This is a genomic window from Klebsiella sp. GG_Kp146 (assembly GCF_040061975.1).
GTDB classification, from domain to species: domain Bacteria; phylum Pseudomonadota; class Gammaproteobacteria; order Enterobacterales; family Enterobacteriaceae; genus Klebsiella; species Klebsiella quasipneumoniae.
Window position 1 is genome coordinate 352,214 of sequence record NZ_JBEAHA010000002.1, and the last position, 23,470, is coordinate 375,683.

Sequence of the window (23,470 nt, forward strand, 5' to 3'; positions counted from 1 at the left end):
GCAGCGCTGACGCGTGTCCGGCTTGAGAAACCGCCCGGTCAGCGAAACGCTGCCGGGCGCAAAGTCAGGCTTAACGCCCGGCGACTTTACCCCGTTTAACGGGCTTTTTCGCCGTTGCGCCACCGTTAGAACGCTGATGCACAATCGGCGTGTGCTTGGTCAGCGCCGGGCGGGTATGACGGTTCTGGCGACGCGCTTCGCGCATCTCATCCAGAGTCGGCGCCGGCACCAGGCAGTCGCGACGTGAGCCAATCAGGTGTTTCTTGCCCATCGCCTCCAGCGCCTGACGGATCAGCGGCCAGTTGGCCGGATCGTGATAGCGCAGCAGCGCTTTGTGCAGACGGCGCTGTTTATCGCCCTTCGGCACCACCACCTCTTCACTCTTATAGCCGATCTTGCCCAGCGGGTTTTTGCCGGTGTAATACATGGTGGTCGAGTTCGCCAGCGGCGACGGATAGAAGTTCTGCACCTGGTCGAGACGGAAGCGGTGCTTCTTCAGCCACAGCGCCAGGTTCACCATGTCTTCATCACGGGTCCCCGGGTGGGCGGAGATAAAGTACGGGATCAGATACTGCTCTTTACCCGCCTGCTTCGAATAGGTGTCGAACAGCTCTTTAAAGCGGTCGTAGCTGCCCATTCCCGGCTTCATCATCTTCGACAGCGGGCCCTCTTCGGTATGCTCCGGCGCGATCTTCAGATAGCCGCCGACGTGGTGGGTCGCCAGCTCTTTGATATAGCGCGGATCTTCGACCGCGATGTCATAGCGTACCCCGGAGGCGATAAGGATCTTTTTGATGCCCTTCAGCTCGCGGGCGCGACGGTAAAGGTTGATCGTCGGCTCATGGTTGGTATCCATGTGCGGGCAGATATCCGGGTAGACGCAGGAGAGTCGGCGGCAGGTCTGCTCGGCGCGTGGCGATTTGCAGCGCAGCATATACATGTTGGCGGTGGGTCCGCCGAGATCGGAGATCACGCCGGTAAAGCCCGGCACCGTGTCGCGAATGGCTTCGATCTCATTGATGATTGAATCCTCTGAACGGCTCTGGATAATGCGTCCTTCGTGCTCGGTGATCGAGCAGAACGAACACCCGCCGAAGCAGCCGCGCATGATGTTGATCGAGAAACGGATCATCTCATACGCCGGGATGCGCGCATCGCCATAGGAAGGATGCGGCACGCGCTTGTAAGGCAGGGCGAAGACGCTGTCCATCTCTTCGGTGGAGAGCGGGATTGCCGGCGGGTTGATCCAGATGTAGCGCTCGCCGTGCTTTTGCATCAGCGCCCGGGCGCAGCCGGGGTTGGTTTCATGGTGCAGAATGCGCGAGGCGTGAGCGTACAGGACCTTATCGCCTTTCACCTTCTCGAAAGAAGGCAGCAGCACATAGGTTTTTTCCCACGGTTTTGGCCGCGGCGGCTGCACAGTGATGCTTTTCGCTTCCTGTTTCTTCGGCGCGACCGGTTTGTTATCGGCGCACGGCAGATCTTCACCATACGGATGCGGGATGGGGTCGATTTTGCCCGGGGTATCCAGACGGGTGGAGTCTACGCCGCTCCAGCCCGGGAGAGCCTCTTTCACCATGATGGCGGTATTGCGCACATCGCGGATCTGGTCGATGGTTTCGCCCATCGCCAGGCGATGGGCCACTTCCACCAGCGGACGCTCGCCGTTGCCGAACATCAGCATATCGGCCTTGGAGTCCACCAGCACCGAGCGGCGCACGGTATCGGACCAATAATCATAATGCGCGGTACGGCGCAGGCTGGCTTCGATGCCGCCGAGGATCACGGGCACATCTTTCCACGCCTCTTTACAGCGCTGGGTATACACCAGGGTGGCGCGGTCCGGGCGCTTGCCCGCCACGTTGCCGGCGGTGTAAGCGTCGTCATGGCGCAGCTTACGGTCGGCGGTGTAGCGGTTGATCATCGAGTCCATGTTGCCGGCGGTCACCCCGAAGAACAGGTTCGGTTTGCCCAGACGCATGAAGTCGTCTTTGGTGTTCCAGTCCGGCTGGGAGATGATCCCCACGCGGAACCCCTGCGCTTCCAGCATGCGGCCGCAGATAGCCATCCCGAAGCTCGGGTGGTCGACGTAGGCGTCGCCGGTGACCAGAATAATGTCGCAGCTATCCCAGCCAAGTTGATCCATCTCTTCACGCGACATCGGTAAAAATGGCGCAGGGCCAAAACAGGCAGCCCAGTATTGCGGCCAGGAAAAAAGGTCACGATCCGGTTGGATCAGGGATATTGCGCTCATATTGCTTCCGGGGAAATGATAAAAAAATAACCAAAAGGGCGTGGATTATAAGCCGGAATGATAGTGGAAATGAAGGAGGATTTTCTCAAACCCTGACCGTATGCCGGCCAGGGTCGAAGAGTTTACGGTGCGGGATTCACCAGCATCTGGCCAATCGAACCGCGGTCGGCCAGCTCCAGCGTCTGGCTCAGATACTGGAACGGGAAGTGCGGCCACGACGGCTGGGCGTAGTAGACCAGCAGTTCGACCTGCCCGTCGACCCACACGGTGTCCTTCCAGCCGCGGTCTTCCGGAAAAGGGGTCGAGCCGTTGACGTTACGGATCTGGAACATTACCCCTTCAATATGGAACGACTGCGGGCGGTCGGCGCGCACCGTCCAGCGCTCCCAGGTCCCCTGCTGCGCCGTGATATCGATACGCTGCGGATCCCACAGCTGGCCATTAATCCCCGGATCGTCGCCGAGCGTGATATCCCGGCTGCGGATCGGCGTGCCGGAGAGCAGCTCCGTCGGCAGCAGACGCGCCGGCAGGCTGTCGGTGACCAGCGGCAGCAGCCCGGTCGGGCGCAGGGTCAGCACCAGCGTGGAGACCAGAATGCTGGACGGTTCAAAAAAGCCGCGGATACGGTCGACGATGCTCGCCGCTTCGCCGCAGGTAATGGACACTTCATCGCCGTTGGTCATATCGACCAGAATTTCACGCCGTTCCCCCGGCGCCAGCGACAGCTGCTTGAGCGAAACCGGCGCCGGCAGGAACCCCTGGTCGCCGGAAATGACATGCAGCAGTCGGCCATCGCTCATCTGTAGCTGATAGCGCCGGGAGTTGGAAGCGTTCAGCAGGCGCAGACGCACCCAGCCGCGGGACACTTCGACATAGGGGCTCTGCACGCCATTGACCAGCAGCGTATCGCCGACGAAGCCACCGCTGCCCGGTTCGCTATATTCCGGCGTGCCGAAGTTATCCAGCCGTTTGTCCTGAATTATCACCGGGAAGTCATCGACGCCATAGTGGTTAGGGATCGGCAGGTTCTTGCTCACCTCATCCTCCACCAGCCACATGCCGGCCAGACCGTTATAGACCTGCTTCGCCATCCGGTTCGGCGTATTGGCCTGGTACCACAGCGTCGCCGCACTCTGACGGATCGGCAGCACCGGCGCCCAGTCGGCGTTCGGCGACATCATGCGCGCCGCGCCGCCGATCAGCGGGCCAGGCACCTGCAGGCCGCGGATGGTCATCGCGACGTTCTCCGTCAGACGGTTGCTGTAGATAAGCTTGACGTCGTCCCCGCTCCAGACGCGGATCGTCGGCCCCATATAGCGGCCATTGATCCCCCAGACGGGGGCGCGGGTGCCAGGCGTAAACGACCAGTGTGAACGCTGCAGCGTCAGAAACAGCGGCTGACCGCGACGGGACTCCAGCAGCGGCGGAACCGGCAGCGCAGGCTGCTGGCCGGCGGCATGGGCCTTCAGCGGCGCGGCGCCAGCGCACAGCGCTACGCCGGAAGCCTTAATAAACTGACGCCGACTGAGTGACATATTAACTCCATGACATACTGACAAATGAAAAAGGGAATTCGTTTCCCGCCAGCAATACGCGCGCGTTGGCGGCGTTTCCTGTCTTATTGCTTACCGGCCGCTTCGCGCTCGGTCACTTCGTTGTCCAGCTCAGCGATTTTGGCGGCCATCAGCTCGCGGCAATGCGTCGCCAGCGCGCGCACGTTGTCTTTACCGAACTGGCTGGTATCCACCGGCGGCAGCATTTCCACAATCACCAGACCGTTGTTCCAGCGATTGAGCTTTATTTTATTCGATGTATTCGAGACACACACCGGAATAATCGGCACGCCGGCGGCAATAGCCGCGTGGAAGGCGCCGGTTTTAAACGGCAGCAGACCGCGACCACGGCTGCGGGTCCCTTCCGGGAACATCCAGAACGAAATTTTACGCTTTTTAAAGGCGTTGACGACCTCGGCAATGGTGCCGTGCGCTTTGGTTCGGTTATTGCGGTCAATCAGCAGATTACCGGTCAGCCAGTACAGCTGGCCAAAGAACGGGATCCACAACAGGCTCTTTTTCCCCACGGTGACCGTCGGGGCCTGCACGATGTTAGATGCCGTCACCATATCATAGTTGTTTTGGTGGTTAGCGATGTAGATCGCGTTGCCATAGCTTTCCGCATCGGCAGGTTTGCGCAGCTCCACCTTCAGACCAAACACCGGGGATAAGCGGCCAAACAGATGGCCGAAAGTGGCAACGTGTTTTGGATTACGCGGGCTGAACAAGCAGTACAGACAGCCAAGTATGCACACTACGATGCAATAAATGACCACGAAAATTACTCGAAAAATGAATAGCATAGCTACCTCTAAAACCCAAACCGCTTAGAATTATTCGCTGCTGGCAGAAGGCAGGCTCACAAGTTCTGCGCAGGCCGGGACCGTTCTTCCTGGGCCCCTGATGATGGACATTGTTAATCGCAACGCCTGAATAAACAACGATTTTGCGGCTTTTTTTCGCCTCCTCCCGTCAAAGACGGGAGGAGAAGCGCTTACTCTTCGCTATCGCCTGCCGCGGCGCGGCGCGGCGAGTCAATTTCAACACGGTCAATCTTCTGCAGCCCGCGCATCAGCGAACCGCGGCGGCCGCGCTCGCCGGTGACTTTTTGCAGCTCTTCCGGACGCAGTTTGATCTTCCGTTTGCCGACATGAATGGTCAGCGTACTCTGCGGCGGCAGGACAAACAGATGTGCGAGACCGTCCTGGCCAGCGGCGGCTTCCGCCGCAGGAATGTTGATGATTTTGTTGCCCTTGCCTTTCGACAGCTGCGGCAGATCGCTGACCGGGAACATCAGCATCCGCCCGGCGGCGGTGATGGCCAGCAGCATATCGGACTCGTCCTCAATGACCAGCGGCGGCATCACATGCGCGTTGTCAGGCAGGGTGATCAACGCTTTTCCGGCGCGGTTGCGCGCCACCAGATCGTTGAAGGTGCAGACAAAACCGTAGCCGGCGTCGGAGGCCATCAGCAGTTTCTGATCGTCGCCTTCCATCAGCATATGTTCCACGGTCGCGCCCGGCGGCAGCGTCAGCTTGCCAGTCAGCGGCTCACCCTGGCCACGCGCCGAGGGCAGGGTAATCGGATCGATGGCATAGCTGCGCCCGGTGGTATCGATAAACACTACCGGCTGGTTGCTCTTGCCCTTCGCCGAGGCTTTCCAGCTGTCGCCCGCTTTATAGCTCAGCCCCTGGGCGTCGATGTCGTGCCCTTTGGCGCTGCGCACCCAGCCCATCTGCGACAGAACGATGGTGACCGGCTCCGACGGCAGCATATCATGCTCGCTCATCGCTTTCGCTTCTTCACGCTCGTGAAGCGGCGAGCGGCGATCGTCGCCGAAAGCATCGGCATCGGCCTGCAGCTCTTTCTTCAGCAGGTTGTTCATCTTACGTTCAGAGGCCAGAATCGCCTGCAGCTGATCGCGCTCTTTTTCCAGCTCGTTCTGCTCGCCGCGGATCTTCATCTCTTCCAGTTTGGCGAGATGGCGCAGTTTCAGTTCCAGAATCGCTTCCGCCTGGGTTTCGCTGATGGCAAAGCGCGACATCAGGGCTGGCTTCGGCTCATCTTCCGTGCGGATGATCTCGATGACTTCATCAATATTGAGGAACGCCACCAGCAAACCTTCAAGGATATGCAGGCGCTTAAGGACCTTCTCTAACCGGTGGTTCAGACGGCGACGTACGGTATCGCGACGGAACACCAGCCATTCGCTGAGGATCTCCAACAGGTTTTTTACCGCCGGGCGGCCGTCGAGACCGATCATATTGAGGTTGATGCGGTAGCTCTTCTCCAGATCGGTGGTGGCGAACAGGTGGTTCATCACCTGCTCCATATCCACCCGGTTGGAGCGCGGGACGATCACCAGGCGGGTCGGATTTTCGTGGTCCGATTCGTCGCGCAGGTCGTCCACCATCGGCAGCTTTTTATTGCGCATCTGCGCGGCAATCTGCTCCAGTACTTTGGCGCCGGAGACCTGGTGCGGCAGCGCGCTGATCACTACCGCGCCGTCCTCTTTGCTCCATACCGCGCGCATGCGCACTGAGCCGCGTCCGTTCTGGTAGATTTTGCGAATTTCCGCCCGCGAAGTGATGATCTCCGCCTCGGTCGGGAAATCCGGTCCCTGCACGATATCCAGCAGTTCGTCGAGGGTCGTTTTCGGCTGCTCAATCAGCGTAATCGCCGCTTTCGCCACTTCACGCAGGTTGTGAGGCGGAATATCGGTCGCCATGCCCACCGCGATGCCGGTGGTGCCGTTGAGCAGGATGTTTGGCAGGCGCGCCGGCAGCATTTTCGGCTCCTGCAGCGTGCCGTCAAAGTTTGGCACCCAGTCGACCGTCCCCTGCCCCAGCTCGCTGAGCAGCAGCTCGGCATACTTCGACAGGCGGGATTCGGTGTAACGCATGGCGGCGAAGGATTTCGGATCGTCCGGCGCCCCCCAGTTCCCCTGGCCATCCACCAGCGGATAGCGATAGGAGAAGGGTTGCGCCATCAGCACCATCGCTTCATAGCAGGCGCTGTCGCCGTGTGGGTGATATTTACCCAGCACGTCGCCGACGGTGCGGGCGGACTTTTTGAATTTGGCGCTGGCGTTCAGCCCCAGTTCGGACATCGCATAGACGATGCGACGCTGGACCGGTTTTAAGCCATCGCCAATAAACGGCAATGCCCTGTCCATGATCACGTACATGGAGTAGTTCAGGTAAGCATTTTCCGTAAATTCATGCAGCGCAAGGCGCTCTGCCATATCGCTCATTAATCGTGGATCCTCAATCTGGGTACCGACCGTTCGGACGGCAAAACTACCCGCGATAATACCCGATCTCACGCCCTGAGTCACAGGCCGTGAGATCGGTTGAGGATTCCGTCACCTTAATCAGGCCAGCGGCAGATAAATCTCGGTTTGCAGCTCATGCTCAGCCACCTGGTGGACAAAATTGTGGTAACGGAAGTAGACCGGAAAATCCCGTAACGTCTCGCCTGAAGCGGGTAACCAGTCGCGATAGAGATACCAAACGCTGTTCGCCAGGGTGTCCAGCGAGCCGTGATGGCGCACGACGGCGCAGCGTCCGCCGGGGATTTCGCCGTTAATCACGCCAAAGGCGTTTTCACCAACCGGCCGTTCGACCGTACCGCAGAGATCAAAACGAAATGCCTCCTGCGGGGTAGTCTGCGGATCGTCCCAGGCGATCCCCCAGGTTTCACTGGTGGCAACGGGCGATAATCCGCTCGTCTTACGCCAGGCGATAAAACGCGCGGCGGTGGCGTTGACAAGGTCCGGGCTGCCACGATGTTGCAGGACGGCTACCCGGGTGGTGGGGAACGAAATGATATTGACGTCCATCGACGTTTGCTCCTGTAGCGTATGTTTCGGTACGCGTCGATGCCACTCGGCCCAGTCCGGTTGCTGACGGAACTGGGTCGGGCTTTGGTCAAACGCGGTACGGAAGGCACGGCTGAACGACTCCGCATTCTGAAATCCGGCATCAAGGGCAATGTCGATGATTTTATCGCGGGGGTTGAACGCCAGGCGCCAACAGGCGCGTCGCAGACGCAACCACTGAATATACCGGTACAAGGGAATGCCGGTATACGCGCTAAATTGCCGGTGAAAATGGTAAGGCGAACTGTGCGCTATCGCGCTCAGCGCCTCCAGCGACAGCGGCTCATCAAGATGACGCGCAATGTATCTACAGACGCGCTGGAAGCGCCCGACATACGCCGGGCTGGCCTTAATATCGTTCATCGTCTCCTCCTCGCGACATACTCTGACAGAGCGAGGATAGTGATTCCTGACCGATCTTGCGCTTATCCACCGGAGACTTATGGCGTGATTTTACGGATCTGTTTAACGTCGATCTCCACCGAGTTCCAGTCCTTATCGACTTCCCCCTGAATTTCTACCGTGTCCTGCGGGCCGACGGTGACGCCGTTCCAGCGTTTGTGGTCGATATCGACATTGATCACCCCGGTAGCATCCTGGAACTTATACAGATCGTCGGACACGCGCTCGGTAATTTTGCCCCGCAGGGTCACCCAGGTATCGTCCCGCAGCGATTTGACATTGGTGACAGTGGTGACCGCGCCGCTCGGGCCGGTAAATCCGCCGCCCTGGGTGGTCGAACTTGCCGGCGTGGTCGCAGAAGGACCGGTATACCCGCCCTGTCCGGCAGCCAGCACCGGCATGGAAACCAGGGCAACGATCGCGGTCATCGCAGCAATTTTCTTCATGATGTGTTCTCCCTTCGTGTTGATATGGCTCCTATTACGCCCGACAAAACTTAACGACTTCTTAAGGGGAAAAAAGAAATTTTAATGCTGTACAACGCCGGTCGCAACGCGGTTTACTGCGCAGAGCAGCCGGGTTGGCAGGAGGGAAAATGCGCATATTATTGGTGGAAGATGACAAGTTAATCGGCGATGGCGTCAAGGCCGGGCTGAGCAAAATGGGCTTCAGCATCGACTGGTTTACCGCCGGGCTGGAGGGCAAAAACGCCTTATACAGCGCCCCCTACGACGCGGCAATTCTTGATCTCACCCTTCCCGGCATCGATGGCCTCGATATTCTGCGCGAGTGGCGCGACAAAGGCCGCCATGAGCCGGTGCTGATCCTCACCGCCCGCGATGCGCTCAGCCAGCGGGTGGAGGGGCTGCGCCTGGGCGCCGATGATTATCTGTGCAAACCTTTCGCCCTGATTGAGGTTGCGGCCCGCCTCGAAGCATTGATCCGCCGCGCCCACGGCCAGAGCAGCAGTGAGCTGCGCCACGGCAAGGTGAGCCTTGACCCGAACCGCTTAACCGCCAGCCTCGACGGCGAAAGCCTGACGCTGAAGCCGAAGGAGTTCGCCCTGCTGGAACTGCTGCTGCGTAACGCCGGGCGCGTGCTGCCGCGTAAGCTTATTGAAGAAAAGCTCTACACCTGGGACGACGAGGTCTCCAGCAATGCCGTGGAAGTTCACGTCCATCATTTGCGCCGCAAACTCGGCAGTGAATTTATCCGTACCGTCCACGGCATCGGCTATACCCTGGGTGACGCATGAAACGACTTGCCCGCCTGAGCCTGCGCCTGCGTCTGACGCTGCTGTTTGCCGTGCTGACCGCCGCCGCCTGGGGGGTGGCCAGCGTGATCGCCTGGCAGCAGACCAGTAAAAAGCTGGATAAACTGTTTGATACCCAGCAGCTGCTGTTCGCCCGCCGCCTGAGCGTCATGAATTTCGAAGAGCTCCGCGCCCCGCCGGCATCGCTCGGGGAAAAGAAAAAGGTGCGCCACGGGCATATCGACGACGATGCGCTGGCGTTCGCCATCTTCACCCGCGACGGCAAAATGGTGCTTAACGACGGCGAAAACGGGGAGGATATTCAATGGCACTCGCAGCGCGAGGGCTTCAGCGATGGCTACCTGCGCGGCGATGATGACGAGTGGCGCTTCCTGTGGTTAACCACCGCCGATGGCCGCCACCGCATCGCCGTCGGCCAGGAGTGGGATTATCGCCGCGAAATGGCGATGGACATTGTTACCTCGCAGCTGACGCCGTGGATGATCGCCCTGCCGCTGATGTTCGTGCTGCTCATCGTGCTGTTAAGCCGCGAACTGGCGCCGTTGAAACATCTGGCGCGCACGCTGCGCCTGCGCGCGCCGGACTCGGCGGAATCGCTCAGCGTGGAGAAGATCCCTACTGAAGTCCGCCCGCTGGTCGAGGCGCTGAATCAGCTGTTCCAGCGCACCCACGACGTCATGCTGCGCGAGCGTCGGTTTACCTCTGATGCCGCCCACGAGCTGCGCAGCCCGCTGGCGGCGCTGAAAGTGCAGACTGAAGTCGCCCAGCTCTCTCTGGACGATCCACAAGGGCGTGAGAAAGCCCTGGCTCAGCTCCATCAGGGGATCGATCGCGCCACCCGTCTGGTGGATCAGCTGCTGACGCTGTCGCGGCTGGACTCGCTCGCCCAGCTGGACGACGTGCAGCCGGTCGCCATCGACGATCTGCTGCAGTCGGCGGTAATGGAGATGTACCACCCGGCGCAGCAGGCCGGGATTGAGCTGCGCCTGCATCTTAATGTCTCTGGCATCTCCCGCACCGGCCAGCCGCTGCTCCTCAGCCTGCTGGTGCGCAATCTGCTGGATAACGCGGTGCGTTACAGCCCGCGCGGCAGCCAGGTCGATATCACCCTCAACGCCCGCGAGTTTCGGGTACGCGATAACGGCCCCGGCATCAGCCCGCAGCCGCTGGCGCGCATCGGCGAGCGTTTCTACCGCCCGCCGGGTCAGGATGCTACGGGCAGCGGCCTGGGCTTGTCGATCGTCCGGCGCATCGCCTCGCTGCACGGCATGCGCGTCGAGTTTGCCAATGCCCGCGACGGCGGCTTCGAAGCCCGCGTTGACTGGTAGCGATATTATTGCTCATTTAGCAAAAGACTTTGCACATTTTGCTCATTTTACTGCCCCGCTTCGCGGGGTAAGATCGTCGGCAAATTTTCAAGATTGAGGACAAATGATGAGCAACATCCTGATTATCAATGGCGCAAAAAAATTCGCACACTCGAATGGCCAGCTGAACGACACCCTGACCGAGGTCGCGGAGAGTTATCTGCGCGACGCCGGACACGATGTTAAAAGCGTTCGTGCCGACAGCGAGTATGACGTAAAAGCCGAAGTGCAGAATTTCCTCTGGGCCGATGTGGTGATCTGGCAGATGCCGGGCTGGTGGATGGGGGCCCCGTGGACGGTGAAAAAATATATGGATGACGTCTTTACCGAAGGCCACGGCTCGCTGTACGCCAGCGACGGCCGTACCCGCTCCGACGCCAGCAAAAAATATGGCTCCGGCGGCCTGGTGCAAGGGAAAAAATATATGCTCTCCCTGACCTGGAACGCGCCGATGGAAGCCTTCACCGACGAAGAACAGTTCTTCCACGGCGTCGGCGTTGACGGCGTTTACCTGCCGTTCCATAAAGCCAACCAGTTCCTGGGTATGGAGGCGCTGCCAACCTTTATCGCCAACGACGTGATTAAAATGCCTGATGTCCCACGCTATATCGCAGAATATCGCAAGCATCTGGCGGAAATTTTTGGTTAACTAGGGGTCTATGCTCTACATATTTCGAGTTATTCGAACCTGGAGTATGACAAGATCCACACAGAAGGAGTTGAGTTAACCATGTTAACAGTGATTGCAGAAATCCGTACCCGCCCGGGCCAGCACCACCGCCAGGCGGTTCTCGATCAGTTCGCGAAAATTATTCCGACCGTTTTGCAGGAAGCCGGCTGCCACGGCTATGCGCCCATGGTGGATCATGCCGCTGGCGTCAGCTTCCAGACCAGCGCTCCTGACTCTATCGTCATGGTGGAGCAGTGGGAAAGCGTCGCGCATCTTGAAGCGCACCTGCAGACCCCGCACATGAAAGCCTGGTCGGAAGCGGTCAAAGGCGATGTGCTGGAGACCAACATCCGTATCCTGCAGGCCGGCGTCTAAGCCCGCTGACGCAGAAACGAAATAAGAAAAGGGAGCCTGAGGCTCCCTTTTACGTCTGGCGCAGCGCGCGGTCTTACACTTCCAGGTCCGCCATATCGCCCTTCTCCTGAAGCCAGTTGCGACGATCTTCGGAACGCTTCTTGGCCAGCAGCATATCCATCATCGCCGTGGTCTGCTGCTCATCCTCATCGCTGATCACCAGCTGCACCAGGCGGCGGGTATTCGGGTCGAGGGTGGTTTCCCGCAGCTGCATCGGGTTCATCTCGCCGAGACCTTTAAAGCGCTGGACGTTTGGCTTGCCCTTCTTACGCTTCAGCTGCTCCAGCACGCCGGTTTTTTCTTCTTCCGTCAGCGCGTAGTAGACCTCTTTGCCGAGGTCGATACGGTACAGCGGCGGCAGCGCCACGTAGACGTGCCCCTCTTTCACCAGAGTACGGAAATGTCTCACAAACAGCGCGCACAGCAGCGTGGCGATGTGCAGACCATCGGAGTCCGCATCCGCCAGAATACAAATTTTGCCGTAGCGCAGCTGGCTTAAATCATCGCTATCCGGGTCAATCCCAATCGCCACCGAAATGTCGTGTACTTCTTGCGAAGCTAACACTTCATCGGAAGAGACTTCCCAGGTATTCAGGATCTTGCCTTTCAGCGGCATGATCGCCTGATATTCACGATCGCGCGCCTGCTTGGCTGAACCGCCCGCCGAATCCCCTTCGACGAGGAACAGCTCGGTACGGTTCAGATCCTGGGCGGTGCAGTCGGCCAGCTTACCCGGCAGCGCCGGACCGCTGGTCAGCTTTTTGCGCACCACTTTCTTGGCGGCGCGCAGACGGCGCTGGGCGCTGGAAATGGCCATCTCCGCCAGCAGCTCCGCGGCCTGCACGTTCTGGTTCAGCCACAGGCTGAAGGCGTCTTTCACCACGCCGGAGACGAACGCCGCGCACTGGCGCGACGACAGGCGCTCTTTGGTTTGCCCGGCGAACTGCGGATCCTGCATCTTCACCGACAGCACGTAGGCGCAGCGATCCCAGATATCTTCCGCCGACAGTTTCACCCCGCGCGGCAGAATATTACGGTACTCGCAGAACTCACGCATCGCGTCCAGCAGCCCCTGACGCAGGCCGTTGACGTGCGTCCCGCCCTGCATGGTCGGGATCAGGTTGACGTAGCTCTCGGTCAGCAGCTCGCCGCCTTCCGGCAGCCACAGCAGCGCCCAGTCCACCGCTTCCGTCTCGCCGGAGAAGGTGCCGACGAAGGGTTTTTCCGGCAGCAGCGGCAGGCCGTTCACCGCTTCGCTCAGGTAGTCGTTAAGGCCATCGGCATAGCACCAGCTCTGCTCGCTGTTGTTGACCTGGTCGCGGAAAACAATTTCCACGCCCGGGCACAGCACCGCTTTCGCTTTTAACAAGTGGGTCAAACGCGAAACGGAGAAGCGCGGGCTATCGAAGAAGCTTTCGTCCGGCCAGAAATGGACGCTGGTCCCGGTGTTGCGTTTACCGCAGGTGCCGGTGACGTGCAGGTCCTCTACTTTCTCACCATTCTCAAAGGCGATGCTGTAGACCTGACCGTCGCGACGCACGTTGACCTCCACGCGTTTTGACAGGGCGTTGACCACCGAAATCCCCACCCCGTGCAGACCGCCGGAAAACTGGTAATTTTTGTTGGAAAACTTACCACCCGCGTGCAGCCGGCAGAGGATCAGTTCAACCGCCGGCACCCCCTCTTCCGGGTGAATGTCGACCGGCATCCCGCGCCCGTCGTCAATCACCTCGAGGGACTGGTCGGCGTGCAGGATCACTTCCACGCGTTTGGCATGGCCTGCCAGCGCTTCGTCCACACTGTTATCAATCACTTCCTGACCAAGATGGTTAGGACGGGTGGTGTCGGTATACATGCCCGGACGGCGGCGCACCGGCTCTAGCCCGGTGAGTACCTCAATGGCATCAGCGTTATATGAAGATTGCGTCATGGTGTGTATTCGTAGGTCGTTCAGGGCCGTTTAGCGCAGGCCGAGAAATTCGATAATCTGAGTGAAATGATCGTCAAAGCCGACAAATGCGTGATTACCGCCCTCCTCCACCGTCTGCCGGCAGGAGGCGTAGTAATGAACGGCCTGGCGGTAATCAAGCACTTCATCCCCGGTCTGCTGCAGCAGCCAGAGTAAATCCGGCGCTTCGAGCGGGTCGATTTGCATGACTTTGAGATCGTAAATATGGCGAGACTCTAGCACATATTGCTGCCCGGTGTACGGATTCTCATTGTGGCCGAGAAAATTGTTCAGCAGCTCAAACGGCCGCACCGCCGGGTTAACCACTACCGCTGGCAGCATAAAGCACTGCGACAGCCAGGTGGCGTAGTAGCCGCCCAGCGACGACCCTACGACCCCCAGCGGCTCGCCGCCGTGCTCCAGCACGATGGACTCCAGCAGCTCCGCCGTTTCCGCCGGGTAAGGCGGCAGCTCCGGCACCACCATGGCGATCTCAGGATAGTGCTGCGCCAGCCAGGTCTTTAACGCCGTCGCCTTCGCCGAGCGCGGAGAACTGTTAAAGCCGTGCAGATAAAGGAGCGTCGCCATCAGTAGCCTTCTGAAGCAATATCCGGATGAAACGCCGCGCCTTCCAGGCGGCACACTTCGGTGGTCAGCGTTCCGTCAGGGTGAAGCTCCAGCCAGCGCCAGCCCGGCGACACCGTATCGAGGGTGAAATTGGCGCAGTGCGGTTTGAACTGAACGCAGGTCGACGGCGTCGCCATCATACGTCGGCCATTCCAGTCGAGATCCAGCTCCTGATGAATATGGCCGCACAGCAGATGCTTCACCCGCGGCCAGGCGCTCAGCGCGCTGTCCAGCGCGCCGGCGTTGCGCAGACTGTGTTGATCCAGCCAGCTGCAGCCGGCCGGCAGCGGATGATGATGCAGCAGGAGTAAGGTATAACGCTCCGGCGCCTCCGCCAGCTTATGTTCGAGCCATTCCAGCTGGAAGTCGCTCAGCTCGCCATGGGGAACGCCAAACACCTGGCTGTCCAGCAGCAGGATCTGCCAGTGGTCGCCGAGAAACACGCGCTTGGCGGGGGAAATGCCCGACTCCTGCAGGGTGCTGTACATCGCCGGCTGGAAATCATGGTTGCCCGGTAGCCAGACGCAGGGTGCAGCGAAACTCGCGATGCCCTCAGCAAAATGCTGGTAGGCCGCGGAGGAGTGATCCTGCGCCAAATCGCCTGTTGCGACAATCAAATCGCATGGACGCTGTGAGGCATGAATGGCCGACAGTACGGCCTGATAGCTTTCCCAGGTATTGATGCCTAACAACGTTTCATGTTTTTCAGCAAACAGGTGAGTATCAGTAATTTGTAAGATCCTGACTCTGGCCTCACCAGCCAGAGGTAGGTTTAACAGGCTTTCCAAATGGTGTCCTTAGGTTTAACGACGCTAACAAACCGGAATCGCCATCGCTCCATGTGCTAAACAGTAACGCAGCCAGTCGGCCAGAAACTGGTTAATTTGATGCTTTTCGTCGCGTTGATGCAACTTTTTATTAGGATAATCATATCGCGCTTTGAAGCGAAAGATCTGCTGACTCGAACACACTTCGGCCACCATGGCGTCATGGTAGAGGCGAACGGTCATCGACGGCAGACTCCAGTAGCTCACCGCTGGCAGAGTCTGCTCTATCGCCACCAGAGTAGTGTAGCGGGTTGATTCCGTTATCGTTAACCGATATTGCGCGCTTCCCACCTGATAGCTCACCTTCTCACCCGCTGCATCCGTTCGCGGCAACAGGCGGCGCAACTGGGCGAAATTGGTCTCGCACAGGCGCATCATCTCAGGGAAGTCAGGTGTATAACGCTTCATTTTGTCCACTCGTTTCGTAAATTGTGATAATGCAATTGCAGCCATTGCAAGGCGATGACAGAGGCTGCGTTGTCGATTTTCCCCTCTTCTACCCACTGGTAAGCCTGCTCCCGACTCACCACATGCACCCGAATATCCTCATTTTCCTCGGCCAGGCCGTGAATGCCTTTTGCCGTCGATGCATCAACTTCGCCCACCAGGATCGATAACCGTTCGCTGGTGCCGCCAGGACTGGCCAGATAGCTTAATATTGGTTTCGTCCGCCCAACTTCAAGTCCGGCCTCCTCCAGCGCTTCCCGACGGGCGACATCTTCTACCGTCTCACCCGCCTCGATCATGCCGGCGACCATTTCAAGCAGCCAAGGGCTCTCGCTGGTATCATAGGCGGCGATACGGATTTGTTCGACAAGCACCACTTCGTCCCGCACCGGGTCAAAGGGTAGCAAGACGGCGGCATGCCCGCGCTCAAAAATTTCACGGGTGACTTCGCCGCTCATGCCGCCGTTAAACAGACGGTGGCGAAAACGGTATAAATCGAGCGAAAAAAAACCACGATACAGCGTTTCGCGTGCAATAATTTCTACATCATTTTTGGAGAAGGTAATTCCCTGGTGAATGGGTTTGCTCATTGTCATGTCCTGCTAATCCGAAATGAGGGATTTCCAGACCGTTTGGCTACCGTTTTACGGTCCGTATGTTAGATTGGTGCAAATTACCGCCGGATGGCACGTAACGCCAACTTTTTACGGCGGCAGAATCGATACAATCAGCGGAATTTTTCTTAGAATTAGACCAGCGCTAAATGCTTCACAACAAGGAATGCAAATGAAGAAATTGCTCCCCATTCTTATCGGCCTGAGCCTGACCGGGTTCAGCGCCATGAGCCAGGCGGAAAACCTGCTTCAGGTTTACCAGCAGGCGCGCATCAGCAACCCCGATCTGCGTAAATCGGCAGCCGATCGTGACGCCGCGTTCGAAAAGATCAACGAAGCGCGCAGTCCATTACTGCCTCAGCTCGGGCTGGGAGCGGATTATACCTATACCAGCGGCTTCCGTGATTATAAAGACCAGAATTCTAACGTCACCAGCGGCTCGCTGCAGTTAACGCAGGTTCTGTTTGATATGTCGAAATGGCGCGCCCTGACGCTGCAGGAAAAAACGGCAGGCATTCAGGATGTCACGTATCAGACCGATCAGCAAACGCTGATTCTGAATACCGCGACGGCCTATTTCAAAGTGCTGGCCGCCATCGACACGCTCTCTTATACCGAAGCGCAGAAACAGGCTATTTACCGCCAGTTGGATCAAACCACCCAGCGCTTTAACGTCGGTCTGGTGGCGATCACCGACGTGCAGAACGCCCGTTCACAATACGACGCCGTGCTGGCGAACGAAGTGACCGCGCGTAACGATCTCGACAACGCCGTGGAAGAGCTGCGCCAGGTTACCGGCAACTACTACCCGGAGCTGGCCTCCCTGAACGTAGACGGCTTCAAAACCAGCAAACCGCAGGCGGTGAACGCCCTGCTGAAGGAAGCGGAGAACCGCAACCTGTCGCTGCTGCAGGCGCGTCTGAGCCAGGATCTGGCCCGCGAGCAGATTCGCCAGGCGCAGGACGGCCATTTGCCGACCCTGGATTTGAACGCCTCGTCGGGCGTTTCCAACAACCGCTACAGCGGCTCAAACAGCATCGCGCAAGATGCTGATATCGGTCAGAACAAAATCGGCCTGAGCTTCTCCATGCCGCTGTATCAGGGCGGGATGGTTAACTCGCAGGTTAAACAGGCGCAGTACAACTTCGTCGGCGCCAGCGAGCAGCTGGAAAGCGCTCACCGCAGCGTGGTCCAGACCGTGCGTTCTTCGTTTAACAACGTGAATGCCTCTATCAGCAGCATCAACGCCTACAAACAGGCGGTGGTCTCTGCGCAAAGCTCCCTGGATGCGATGGAAGCTGGCTACTCGGTGGGTACCCGTACTATCGTTGACGTCCTCGACGCCACCACCACGCTGTACAACGCCAAACAGCAGCTCTCGAATGCGCGCTACAACTACCTGATCAACGAGCTGAACATCAAGTCGGCGTTAGGTACGCTGAACGAGCAGGATCTGGTCGCCCTGAACAACACCTTGGGCAAACCGATCTCCACCTCCGCGGACAGCGTCGCGCCGGAAAATCCGCAGCAGGATGCCACTGCCGACGGTTACGGCAACACGACCGCGGCCGTGAAGCCGGCGTCTGCACGGACGACGACCCAAAGCAGCGGCAGCAATCCGTTCCGTCAGTAATTCTCATACTGTGACGCGCATCGCCTGTCCGCCGGACAGGCGATGCGTTAAACGTAAGGCAACGTAAAGATCCCCCGCTTAGCGCCCCTCTTCGCTTCATTTTCCACCACTCATCCTCTATCCTGAGCGTTAACACACGCCATACCACTGGGTCCTGGAAGACAAATATGAAACGGACAAAAAATATTAATCATTCGTCGTTCCGCAAAAGCTGGAGCGCACGCCACCTGACGCCGGTCGCCCTGGCCGTCACCGCGGTCTTTATGCTTGCCGGTTGTGAAAAAAGCGACGAAACGGTCTCGCTGTACCAGAACGCCGATGACTGCTCCGCCGCCAACCCGGGCAAAGCTGCCGAATGCACCACGGCCTACACCAACGCGGTAAAAGAGGCAGAGCGCACCGCGCCGAAATATGCCACCCGCGAAGACTGCGTCGCCGAGTTTGGCGAAGGCCAGTGCCAGCAAACGCCTGCCCAGGCGGGCGTCGCCCCGGAAAACCAGGCGCAGGCGCAAAGCAGCGGCAGCTTCTGGATGCCGCTGATGGCCGGCTACATGATGGGCCGCCTGATGGGCGGCGGCATGGCGCAACAGCAGCCGCTGTTCAGCTCCAAAAACCCGGCCAGCCCGGCCTACGGTCAGTACACTGACGCCAGCGGCAAGAGCTATGGCGCCGCCCAGCCGGGCCGCACCATGAACGTGCCGAAAACCGCGATGGCGCCGAAGCCAGCGACCACCACCACCGTCACCCGCGGGGGCTTCGGCGAGTCGGTGGCGAAGCAGTCGACCATGCAGCGTAGCGCCGCAGGCTCCACCTCCTCTTCTCGCTCAATGGGCGGCTAAGCAACATGGAAAGAGTCAGCATTACCGAGCGCCCGGACTGGCGCGAGAAAGCGACCGAATACGGCTTCAACTTCCACACCATGTACGGCGAGCCCTACTGGAGCGAAGAGGCTTATTACAAGCTGACCCTCGCCCAGGTGGAAAAGCTGGAGGAGGTCACCGCCGAGCTGCATCAGATGTGTCTTCAGGTGGTGGAAAAAGTGATCGCCAGCGATGAGCTGATGGCCAAATTCCGCATCCCTAAACACACCTGGGGCTTTGTGCGCCAGTCGTGGAAAACCAACCAGCCGTCACTCTACTCACGTCTCGACCTGGCCTGGGATGGCGTCGGCGAGCCGAAGCTGCTGGAGAACAATGCCGACACGCCAACCTCGCTGTATGAAGCAGCCTTCTTCCAGTGGATCTGGCTGGAAGACCAGCTCAACGCCGGCAAACTGCCGGCGGGCAGCGATCAGTTCAACAGCCTGCAGGAAAAGCTAATCGATCGCTTCGGTGAGCTGCGCGAGCAGTTTGGCTTCCAGCTGCTGCATATGGCCTGCTGCCGCGATACCGTTGAAGATCGCGGCACCGTGCAATATCTGCAGGACTGCGCCGCCGAGGCGGGGCTGGCAACGGAATTCCTCTACATCGAAGATATTGGTCTGGGTGAAAAAGGCCAGTTTACCGATCTCCAGGATCAGGTGATTGGCAACCTGTTCAAGCTCTATCCATGGGAGTTTATGCTGCGGGAGATGTTTTCCACCAAGCTGGAAGACGCCGGCGTCCGCTGGCTGGAGCCGGCGTGGAAGAGCATCATCTCCAACAAAGCGCTGCTGCCGATGCTGTGGGAAATGTTCCCTAATCATCCGAATCTGCTGGCGGCTTACTTCAGCGAAGATGCCCATCCGGAGATGGAGAAGTACGTCATTAAGCCAATCTTCTCCCGCGAAGGCGCCAACGTGTCGATCGTTGAGAATGGCAAAGTTTTGGAAGCCGTGGAAGGCCCGTACGGAGAAGAAGGCACAATCGTGCAGGAATTTTACCCGCTGCCGAAGTTTGGTGACAGCTACACGCTGATTGGCAGCTGGCTCATCAACGATCAGCCCGCCGGGATCGGCATTCGTGAAGACCGGGCGCTGATTACCCAGGATCTGTCGCGCTTCTATCCGCACATTTTCGTCGAATAATTTCGTCGAATAATGTCGCGCTCCGGCGACGATACCGCCGCCGGAGCACAATCTATCAGGCGCCAACCACCACCGACAGCATACTCAACGAGCCCATCTCAATGCCATCGACCGGGGTCGAAATCGCCTCAACGCCATCCCACGCCCCCAGGACGTATAACAGCGGCAGGAAATGCTCCGCCGTTGGGTTGGAGAGCGAACCCCCTTCATGTGCCAGGTAGTTAACCAGCGGGTGCTGATCGTCCGGGCCCTGCCACTGCAAATTCGCCTTCACGTAGTTGTTGAAGGACTCCGCCCACGGATACGGCGTGTTCTCGCCATGCCAGCGGGCGGTACGCAGGTTATGCACCACGTTGCCGCTGGCCACCAGCATAATGCCTTCATCACGCAGCGAGGCCAGCTTCCGCCCCATTTCGAGATGCCAGGCCGGCGGTTTGGTGCTGTCGATGCTCAGCTGAACCATCGGGATATCCGCCTGCGGATACATCTTAATCAGCACGCCCCATGAACCATGGTCAAATCCCCAGGCTTCTTTATCGAGGGTGACCGGCACCGGCGAGAGCAACTCCACCAGTCGTTGCGCCAGCGCCGGGGAACCCGGAGCCGGGTAATGGGTGTCATACAGCGCCTGCGGGAAGCCGCCGAAGTCGTGAATGGTCTTCGGGGCCTCCATCGCCGTCACGCCCGTACCGCGCGTGAACCAGTGCGCAGAGACCACCACGATCGCTTTCGGACGCGGCAGGGTTTCGCCCAGGCGAGCCCAGGCGCGGGTATAGCGGTTGTCTTCCAGCACGTTCATTGGGCTGCCATGGCCGAGGAACAACGCGGGCATTCGGGTACGGGACATGATGATATCCTTAGGGTGTCAATGTGATGTGCTCACATTACGCGCTTTTACGCCAGGATAAACTCAGATAACCATGATGATGATCGTCAGAAAATTTGAATGTAATTCGCGGTAAAGGGAGCTGTCCCGTACGCGCATCCTCAGGCAATATACTCGTATGCACTTATTTTCGCAGGGAGAGAAGCGATGTCATCACCCTTAATATTGACGCTGTTAGCCGGTAGCGCAACCTTTATTGGCGCCATATTCGGCGTGATTGGCCAGAAACCCTCTAACCGCCTGCTTGGCTTCTCCCTCGGCTTTGCCGCCGGGATCATGCTGTTGATTTCGTTGATGGAAATGCTGCCTGCCGCGCTGGCCGCCGAGGGCATGTCGCCGCTGCTCGGCTACGGAATGTTTGTTGTCGGCCTGCTGGGCTACTTTGGTCTCGATCGCCTGCTGCCGCACGCCCACCCGCAGGATCTGATGACCCCCGCCGCGCCGCGGCCGCGCAATTTACGCCGCACTGCCATTTTGCTGACGCTGGGTATCAGCCTGCATAATTTTCCGGAAGGCATCGCCACCTATGTCACGGCCAGCAACAACCTCGAGCTTGGCATGGGAGTGGCGCTTGCCGTTGCCCTGCACAATATTCCTGAAGGTCTGGCGGTTGCCGGGCCGGTATATGCCGCTACCGGATCGCGCAGCAAGGCGGTGCTCTGGGCCGGTCTTTCCGGCATGGCGGAGATTTTAGGCGGCGTGCTGGCGTGGCTGATTCTGGGCAGTCTGGTCTCGCCGCTGGTCATGGGCGCGATCATGGCCGCCGTCGCCGGGATTATGGTGGCGCTGTCGGTCGATGAACTGATGCCGCTGGCAAAAGAGATCGATCCGCAAAGCAACCCGAGCTATGGCGTCCTGTGCGGGATGTCGGTGATGGGGCTGAGCCTGGTGGTGCTCCAGACGATGGGCATCGGTTAAGGCGCAGAAACAATACAGCCCACTAAAAAGTGGGCTGTTTTCACTGGCGTTGTCAGCCGCTGATTAGCTGGCTTTACGCTCATGTTCGCGACGATAGGCCACCAGATCTTCAATCGTGACCACTGCCATATTGTGCTGCTGAGCGAACTTGATGCACTCCGGCGCGCGGGCCATAGTGCCATCGTCATTGGTCAGCTCGCACAGCACGCCTGCCGGTTTGAAGCCGGCGAGGGTCACGAGGTCGATAGTGGCTTCGGTGTGGCCGCCGCGGGTCAGTACGCCGCCCGGCTGCGCCCGCAGCGGGAAAACGTGGCCAGGACGGTTGAGATCGGAAGGTTTCGCGCCGTCGGCAATCGCCGCGCGGACGGTGGTCACGCGGTCGGCAGCGGAAACGCCGGTGGTCACGCCTTCGGCCGCTTCGATGGTGACGGTAAAGCCGGTGCCGTAGGCGCTGGTGTTGTTCTCCACCATCATCGGCAGATCCAGCTGTTTACGGCGATCTTCGGTCAGGCACAGGCACACAATGCCGCTGCCGTGACGAATGGTCAGCGCCATCTGCTCTACGGTCATGGTTTCGGCGGCGAAAATCATATCGCCTTCGTTTTCACGGTCTTCATCGTCAAGCACCATCACGCCGCGGCCTTCGCGCAGGGCGTTTAAAGCGTGTTCCACACGTTCAAAAGCGGTACCAAAAGAAGAAAGGAGCGTCTGATTCATGGTAAAAAAACCTCATTAAAATTATGGTTACCAGAATCAGGGCAGTCTTAGGAGCGCCGGTTTAGCGGCAAAAGTCAACGCGAGCGGGCCTGGGCCCGACTGTGCCGTTACTCTCTCCCATCCGGACTTTAACCGTCGGCCCCGGAATTACACCGGATCTGCTGACCTTCCCGTAGTCACGGGAAGCGCTCGCGGGCTTTCAACGCCATGGTTGATTTACCGCCGGTGGGGAATTTCGCCCCGCCCTGAGAATAAGCGAGATAACTATAACGCTATTGACTATCCTCGGCAATGCATAAGCTTCAAACATTTCTGGTTTATAGGCGGCCTGGTTCGCACTACAATGATCAATCATCCGACCCGAGCAGGAAACCACCATGATTGACCCGAAAAAAATTGAACAAATCGCCCGCCAGGTCCATGAGTCGATGCCAAAAGGACTTCGCGATCTGGGTGAGGATGTTGAGAAGAAAATCCGCCAGGCGCTGCAGTCGCAGCTGACCCGCCTGGATCTGGTTAGCCGCGAAGAGTTTGACGTGCAGACTCAGGTTCTGCTGCGGACCCGCGAAAAACTGGCGCTGCTGGAACAGCGCCTGAATGACCTTGAAAACCGCCCGGCGACGACGCCTGGCAGCGAAGAGCAGCAGTAAAAAAACGGGCCCTCAGGGGCCCGTTTGCGTTGGCTTAGTGTGCGGCTTCCGCCGGGCTGTTCACCTGACGACAGTACAGTTCATAGCGCTGGCAAAACCATTCACGATGTTCTTCATCCATATTGCCGACGATGGCCTGAAGATCAACTGGCTGGCCCTGGGCGTGCATTCTGGCGAAACTCCGCGCCAAAAAATCAAAATTCTTCATTGAATACATATCGTTATGGTTCATGCGCATACTCCTTCAGCGGTGGATGTTCTGATCAGTCATATGCCTTTTACTCACTTCAGTATTTACGCTTACCTTAACGCCATTTGTACGAAAAATGCGCTTAATGTGATTATTTATTGCGCCAAATCATTTTCCACATCATTAAATAAAAAC

Annotated in this window: 22 protein-coding genes, 2 pseudogenes and 1 riboswitch; of the genes and pseudogenes, 10 read left to right on the top strand and 14 right to left on the bottom strand. The window is 58.7% G+C overall.

All coding sequences use genetic code 11. The features are described 5' to 3' along the window. Positions 1-130: 130 nt before the first annotated feature. From ABLU95_RS04055 to ABLU95_RS04080, 6 genes and pseudogenes are all read right to left on the bottom strand, one after another. Positions 131-2,343: pseudogene (locus ABLU95_RS04055) on the bottom strand (YgiQ family radical SAM protein); the annotation flags it as partial. Between the two features lie 33 nt (positions 2,344-2,376). After that, positions 2,377-3,789, bottom strand: coding sequence for a cell division protein FtsP (gene ftsP / locus ABLU95_RS04060; RefSeq protein ID WP_023291023.1), 1,413 nt, complete (start codon positions 3,787-3,789; stop codon positions 2,377-2,379). A gap of 83 nt (positions 3,790-3,872) precedes the next feature. After that, positions 3,873-4,610, bottom strand: coding sequence for a 1-acylglycerol-3-phosphate O-acyltransferase (gene plsC / locus ABLU95_RS04065; protein WP_348878853.1), 738 nt, complete (start codon positions 4,608-4,610; stop codon positions 3,873-3,875). Positions 4,611-4,801: 191 nt separating this feature from the next. Continuing rightward, positions 4,802-7,060 (bottom strand): DNA topoisomerase IV subunit A, encoded by a 2,259-nt coding sequence (gene parC / locus ABLU95_RS04070; protein ID WP_004205224.1) that lies wholly within the window; start codon positions 7,058-7,060, stop codon positions 4,802-4,804. A 120-nt stretch (positions 7,061-7,180) separates the two neighbouring features. Then, complete coding sequence (locus tag ABLU95_RS04075; protein WP_086074948.1) at positions 7,181-8,050, bottom strand: AraC family transcriptional regulator; 870 nt, start codon at positions 8,048-8,050, stop codon at positions 7,181-7,183. A 77-nt stretch (positions 8,051-8,127) separates the two neighbouring features. Next, complete coding sequence (locus tag ABLU95_RS04080) at positions 8,128-8,535, bottom strand: YgiW/YdeI family stress tolerance OB fold protein (protein WP_023291025.1); 408 nt, start codon at positions 8,533-8,535, stop codon at positions 8,128-8,130. 149 nt (positions 8,536-8,684) lie between these two features. Between ABLU95_RS04080 and qseB the strand changes: the two genes are divergently transcribed. From qseB to ABLU95_RS04100, 4 genes are all read left to right on the top strand, one after another. After that, positions 8,685-9,344: a quorum sensing response regulator transcription factor QseB gene (gene qseB / locus ABLU95_RS04085; RefSeq protein ID WP_032454072.1), complete on the top strand. Its 660-nt coding sequence runs from the start codon at positions 8,685-8,687 to the stop codon at positions 9,342-9,344. Beyond that, positions 9,341-10,690, top strand: coding sequence for a quorum sensing histidine kinase QseC (gene qseC / locus ABLU95_RS04090; RefSeq protein WP_241516341.1), 1,350 nt, complete (start codon positions 9,341-9,343; stop codon positions 10,688-10,690). The genes qseB and qseC overlap by 4 nt, the downstream gene beginning before the upstream one ends. Positions 10,691-10,796: 106 nt before the next feature. Next, positions 10,797-11,378, top strand: a complete 582-nt coding sequence (locus ABLU95_RS04095; RefSeq protein WP_023291028.1) for an NAD(P)H-dependent oxidoreductase — start codon at positions 10,797-10,799, stop codon at positions 11,376-11,378. A gap of 81 nt (positions 11,379-11,459) precedes the next feature. Beyond that, entirely contained in the window at positions 11,460-11,774 is a 315-nt protein-coding gene (locus ABLU95_RS04100; RefSeq protein WP_065882653.1) for a putative quinol monooxygenase, read from the top strand. Positions 11,775-11,847: 73 nt separating this feature from the next. On the opposite strand, the gene parE is transcribed toward ABLU95_RS04100, so the two are convergent. The 5 genes from parE to nudF are packed head-to-tail and all read right to left on the bottom strand — an operon-like array spanning position 11,848 to position 16,252. Then, on the bottom strand, positions 11,848-13,743 hold the full coding sequence (parE, locus tag ABLU95_RS04105; RefSeq protein ID WP_004205235.1) for a DNA topoisomerase IV subunit B: 1,896 nt from the start codon (positions 13,741-13,743) through the stop codon (positions 11,848-11,850). A 30-nt stretch (positions 13,744-13,773) separates the two neighbouring features. Beyond that, a complete protein-coding gene (gene yqiA / locus ABLU95_RS04110; RefSeq protein WP_004205236.1) occupies positions 13,774-14,349 on the bottom strand; it encodes an esterase YqiA in 576 nt (191 codons plus the stop codon). Then, positions 14,349-15,176 (bottom strand): 3',5'-cyclic-AMP phosphodiesterase, encoded by an 828-nt coding sequence (cpdA, locus tag ABLU95_RS04115; RefSeq protein WP_004205237.1) that lies wholly within the window; start codon positions 15,174-15,176, stop codon positions 14,349-14,351. Before cpdA ends, yqiA begins: the two co-directional genes overlap by 1 nt. A gap of 24 nt (positions 15,177-15,200) precedes the next feature. Beyond that, positions 15,201-15,623 (bottom strand): DUF1249 family protein, encoded by a 423-nt coding sequence (locus tag ABLU95_RS04120; RefSeq protein WP_004205239.1) that lies wholly within the window; start codon positions 15,621-15,623, stop codon positions 15,201-15,203. Then, positions 15,620-16,252, bottom strand: a complete 633-nt coding sequence (gene nudF / locus ABLU95_RS04125; RefSeq protein WP_004205241.1) for an ADP-ribose diphosphatase — start codon at positions 16,250-16,252, stop codon at positions 15,620-15,622. The genes ABLU95_RS04120 and nudF overlap by 4 nt, the downstream gene beginning before the upstream one ends. Positions 16,253-16,448: 196 nt before the next feature. Between nudF and tolC the strand changes: the two genes are divergently transcribed. From tolC to ABLU95_RS04140, 3 genes are all read left to right on the top strand, one after another. Beyond that, complete coding sequence (gene tolC, locus ABLU95_RS04130; RefSeq protein ID WP_032454074.1) at positions 16,449-17,909, top strand: outer membrane channel protein TolC; 1,461 nt, start codon at positions 16,449-16,451, stop codon at positions 17,907-17,909. A 167-nt stretch (positions 17,910-18,076) separates the two neighbouring features. Next, the gene (locus ABLU95_RS04135; protein ID WP_002916849.1) at positions 18,077-18,748 is read left to right on the top strand and encodes a DUF1190 family protein; all 672 of its coding nucleotides are present in this window, start codon (positions 18,077-18,079) and stop codon (positions 18,746-18,748) included. A gap of 5 nt (positions 18,749-18,753) precedes the next feature. After that, positions 18,754-19,914 (top strand): glutathionylspermidine synthase family protein, encoded by a 1,161-nt coding sequence (locus tag ABLU95_RS04140; protein ID WP_023291031.1) that lies wholly within the window; start codon positions 18,754-18,756, stop codon positions 19,912-19,914. Positions 19,915-19,969: 55 nt separating this feature from the next. Here the strand turns inward: ABLU95_RS04140 and ygiD are convergent, their stop codons facing one another. Continuing rightward, positions 19,970-20,761 (bottom strand): 4,5-DOPA dioxygenase extradiol, encoded by a 792-nt coding sequence (gene ygiD, locus ABLU95_RS04145; RefSeq protein ID WP_065882651.1) that lies wholly within the window; start codon positions 20,759-20,761, stop codon positions 19,970-19,972. 186 nt (positions 20,762-20,947) lie between these two features. Here ygiD and zupT point away from each other — a divergent pair, with 186 nt between their 5' ends. Beyond that, the gene (zupT, locus tag ABLU95_RS04150) at positions 20,948-21,718 is read left to right on the top strand and encodes a zinc transporter ZupT (protein WP_023291032.1); all 771 of its coding nucleotides are present in this window, start codon (positions 20,948-20,950) and stop codon (positions 21,716-21,718) included. Between the two features lie 63 nt (positions 21,719-21,781). Here zupT and ribB read toward each other — a convergent pair whose 3' ends face one another. Continuing rightward, the gene (gene ribB / locus ABLU95_RS04155) at positions 21,782-22,435 is read right to left on the bottom strand and encodes a 3,4-dihydroxy-2-butanone-4-phosphate synthase (protein WP_023159075.1); all 654 of its coding nucleotides are present in this window, start codon (positions 22,433-22,435) and stop codon (positions 21,782-21,784) included. A gap of 105 nt (positions 22,436-22,540) precedes the next feature. Continuing rightward, a riboswitch (FMN riboswitch) is annotated at positions 22,541-22,692 on the bottom strand. A 120-nt stretch (positions 22,693-22,812) separates the two neighbouring features. Between ribB and ABLU95_RS04160 the strand changes: the two genes are divergently transcribed. Beyond that, on the top strand, positions 22,813-23,085 hold the full coding sequence (locus ABLU95_RS04160) for an accessory factor UbiK family protein (protein ID WP_004174355.1): 273 nt from the start codon (positions 22,813-22,815) through the stop codon (positions 23,083-23,085). A gap of 34 nt (positions 23,086-23,119) precedes the next feature. Here the strand turns inward: ABLU95_RS04160 and glgS are convergent, their stop codons facing one another. Then, entirely contained in the window at positions 23,120-23,317 is a 198-nt protein-coding gene (gene glgS, locus ABLU95_RS04165) for a cell surface composition regulator GlgS (RefSeq protein ID WP_004205248.1), read from the bottom strand. On the opposite strand from glgS, the pseudogene ABLU95_RS04170 reads away from it, so the two are divergent. Beyond that, positions 23,309-23,455: pseudogene (locus ABLU95_RS04170) on the top strand (hypothetical protein); the annotation flags it as partial. The gene glgS and the pseudogene ABLU95_RS04170 sit on opposite strands and share 9 nt — an antisense overlap. Positions 23,456-23,470 lie beyond the last annotated feature (15 nt).